Source organism: Sphingomonas parva (ex Maeng et al. 2020), assembly GCF_004564275.1.
GTDB lineage: Bacteria > Pseudomonadota > Alphaproteobacteria > Sphingomonadales > Sphingomonadaceae > Allosphingosinicella > Allosphingosinicella parva.
Genome location: NZ_SPDV01000103.1, coordinates 1 through 3,744, shown reverse-complemented (window position 1 = coordinate 3,744; position 3,744 = coordinate 1). Strand labels below are relative to the sequence as shown.

The following is a 3,744-nucleotide window of genomic DNA, read 5'->3' as shown; positions in this document are numbered from 1 at the left end:
CCTCCACCGCACTTCGTGCGGTCCCCCTCCCCATCCGCTTTGCGGACAGGGAGGATGAGGCGCCGACTCGCTCGACAGTCCTCCCTGTCGCCGCAGGCGATGGGGAGGGGGACCATGCGAAGCATGGTGGAGGGGCCGGATCGTAGCGATCTCTCACGAACGTCATCACCCCCTCCCGATCCACGCCACAAAGCTCGCGGCCGCCAGCCTGCCGTCCCGCGCGCCCTCGCCGATCGCGCACAGCTCTTCCCCCTCGCCCCCCTCGAACGCCACGGCCTCGTCCCCGAAATTCACCGCCACCTCCAGCACCGCCTCGCCCAGCGCCCAACGCGCCGCGACGGCCTTTGCGCCCAGCACCTTCGCGCCGAGGCTGCGGCAGCGCGCCAGCCCCGGCACGATCCGGTCCCGCCGGATCGCCAGCAGGTCGCGGTACAGCGCCCGCCAGCCGTCCGCATCCGGCCCGGGCCCCGGCCGCGACGCCGCGAACGTCGCTTCCGCATTCGGGTCCGGGATCATTTCCCGCGCCTCGGGATCGGCGAAAGCGGGAAACTTCGCGAACTCCCTGCGCCGCCCCTCGCGCACCGCGTCGGCGAGGTCGTCGTGGAAATCGGTGAAGAACAGGAACGGCGTCTCCGACCCCGCCTCCTCGCCCATGAACAGCAAGGGGATCTGCGGCGAGAGCAAAAGCAGCCCGGTCGCCGCGCGCAATTTCGCCGGATCGGCGAGCAGGGTGAGCCGCTCGCCCATCGCGCGATTGCCGACCTGGTCGTGATTCTGCAGGAACGCGACGAAGCGGCTCGGCGGCAGATGCGCCGACGGCGTGCCACGCGTGTGCGCGTCGAAGACCTCGCCCTGGAAGACGAAGCCCTCGGCCAGGCAGCGCGCCAGCCTCTCGGCGGGCGCGTCGGCGAACGGTCGGTAATAACCGTGCGTCTCGCCGGTCAGCAGCACGTGCAGCACGTTGTGGAAATCGTCGTTCCACTGCGCGTCGAAGGCGGCGCCGGCCGCCCCGCCGAGCCGCGCCGCATCGTTGCTCTCGTTCTCGAGCACGAGGTGGACGTGCCGCCCCCCGGTCCGCGCCCGGATCTCCGCCGCCATGGCGTCGAGGAAAGCATCGTCGGCGATCGCGTGCACCGCGTCGAACCGCAGCCCGTCGAAGCGATAGTCCTCGAGCCACATCAAGGCATTGTCGACGAAGAAGCGCGCCACCGCCTCGCGGCCGAAATCGATCGCCCCGCCCCAGGGCGTGTCGACATCCTTGCGGAAGAAGTCCGGTGCATAGCCGCCGAGGTAATTCCCGTCCGGGCCGAAATGGTTGTAGACCACGTCGAGCAGGACCGAGAGGCCGAGCCCGTGCGCCCGGTCGACCAGCGCCCGCAATTCGTCCGGCGTGCCGAGCGACGCCTCGGGTGCGTAGGGCAGCACCCCGTCATAGCCCCAGTTGCGCGTCCCCGAGACGCCGGCGACCGGCATCAGTTCGATCGCGGTCACGCCAAGCTCCGCCCAGTCCGCGAGCCGCTCGGCCGCCCCGGCGAAGCCGCCGAGCAATCCGGCATGGACCTCCATCACCACCGTCTCTTCCCACGGCCGCCCGCGCCAGTCGCCGTGCCGCCAGGCATAGGCTGGATCGACGACGACGCTCCAGCCGTGCACGTCGCCCCCGGCCTGCAGCCGCGAGGCGGGATCCGGCACGGCGAGCTCGCCGATCCGGAAGCGGTAGCGCGTCCCCGCCGGCGCCTCGGCCTCGGCGGCGAACCAGCCGTCGGCTTCGGCGCTCATCGCCACGGGAGCGCCGCCGTCGATCTCGAGCGCCACCGCCTCCGCGGCCGGCGCCCACAACCGAAAGCGCGTGCGGCCGTTCGGAAGGAGCGTCGGGCCCCAGGTGGGCTTGGAAGAAGTATCAGGCACTGGCCGACCCAGAAGAGCAGCCCCCTCCCCCTTGAGGGGGGAGGGATGGGGTGGGGGTGGACTCCGCGGAAGAGGCGAGAGTCATTGGAGCGCTCCGGCCCAGATCCTCCCCGGAACGGGGAGGGGGACCATGCGAAGCATGGTGGAGGGGGCCCATTGCAGGTCGCTTCGGCTATAACTCGGACGCTGGCGTGGACCCGCCCCTGGGCCGGTGTGGATGGAGGCCCCCCTCCACCACCGCCTTCGGCGACGGTCCCCCTCGTTCCTCCCTGTCCGCGCAGCGGATGGGGAGGGGGACCATGCGAAGCATGGTGGAGGGGGCCCATTGCAGGTCGCTTCGGCTATAACTCGGACGCTGGCGTGGACCCGCCCCTGGGCCGGTGTGGATGGAGGCCCCCCTCCACCACCGCCTTCGGCGACGGTCCCCCTCGTTCCTCCCTGTCCGCGCAGCGGATGGGGAGGGGGACCATGCGAAGCATGGTGGAGGGGGCCCATTGCAGGTCGCTTCGGCTATAACTCGGACGCTGGCGTGGACCCGCCCCTGGGCCGGTGTGGATGGAGGCCCCCCTCCACCACCGCCTTCGGCGACGGTCCCCCTCGTTCCTCCCTGTCCGCGCAGCGGATGGGGAGGGGGACCATGCGAAGCATGGTGGAGGGGGCCCATTGCAGGTCGCTTCGGCTATAACTCGGACGCTGGCGTGGACCCGCCCCTGGGCCGGTGTGGATGGAGGCCCCCCTCCACCACCGCCTTCGGCGACGGTCCCCCTCGTTCCTCCCTGTCCGCGCAGCGGATGGGGAGGGGGACCATGCGAAGCATGGTGGAGGGGGCCCATTGCAGGTCGCTTCGGCTATAACTCGGACGCTGGCGTGGACCCGCCCCTGGGCCGGTGTGGATGGAGGCCCCCCTCCACCACCGCCTTCGGCGACGGTCCCCCTCGTTCCTCCCTGTCCGCGCAGCGGATGGGGAGGGGGACCATGCGAAGCATGGTGGAGGGGGCCCATTGCAGGTCGCTTCGGCTATAACTCGGACGCTGGCGTGGACCCGCCCCTGGGCCGGTGTGGATGGAGGCCCCCCTCCACCACCGCCTTCGGCGACGGTCCCCCTCGTTCCTCCCTGTCCGCGCAGCGGATGGGGAGGGGGACCATGCGAAGCATGGTGGAGGGGGCCCATTGCAGGTCGCTTCGGCTATAACTCGGACGCTGGCGTGGACCCGCCCCTGGGCCGGTGTGGATGGAGGCCCCCCTCCACCACCGCCTTCGGCGACGGTCCCCCTCGTTCCTCCCTGTCCGCGCAGCGGATGGGGAGGGGGACCATGCGAAGCATGGTGGAGGGGGCCCATTGCAGGTCGCTTCGGCTATAACTCGGACGCTGGCGTGGACCCGCCCCTGGGCCGGTGTGGATGGAGGCCCCCCTCCACCACCGCCTTCGGCGACGGTCCCCCTCGTTCCTCCCTGTCCGCGCAGCGGATGGGGAGGGGGACCATGCGAAGCATGGTGGAGGGGGCCCATTGCAGGTCGCTTCGGCTATAACTCGGACGCTGGCGTGGACCCGCCCCTGGGCCGGTGTGGATGGAGGCCCCCCTCCACCACCGCCTTCGGCGACGGTCCCCCTCGTTCCTCCCTGTCCGCGCAGCGGATGGGGAGGGGGACCATGCGAAGCATGGTGGAGGGGGCCCATTGCAGGTCGCTTCGGCTATAACTCGGACGCTGGCGTGGACCCGCCCCTGGGCCGGTGTGGATGGAGGCCCCCCTCCACCACCGCCTTCGGCGACGGTCCCCCTCGTTCCTCCCTGTCCGCGCAGCGGATGGGGAGGGGGACCATGCGAAGCATGGTGG

1 protein-coding gene is annotated in these 3,744 nt (G+C 71.2%); it reads right to left on the bottom strand.

Annotated elements, in window-relative coordinates; translation table 11 throughout:
• Window positions 1–165: 165 nt before the first annotated feature.
• On the bottom strand, window positions 166–1,839 hold the full coding sequence (treZ, locus tag E2493_RS20840) for a malto-oligosyltrehalose trehalohydrolase (protein WP_263854110.1): 1,674 nt from the start codon (window positions 1,837–1,839) through the stop codon (window positions 166–168).
• Window positions 1,840–3,744 lie beyond the last annotated feature (1,905 nt).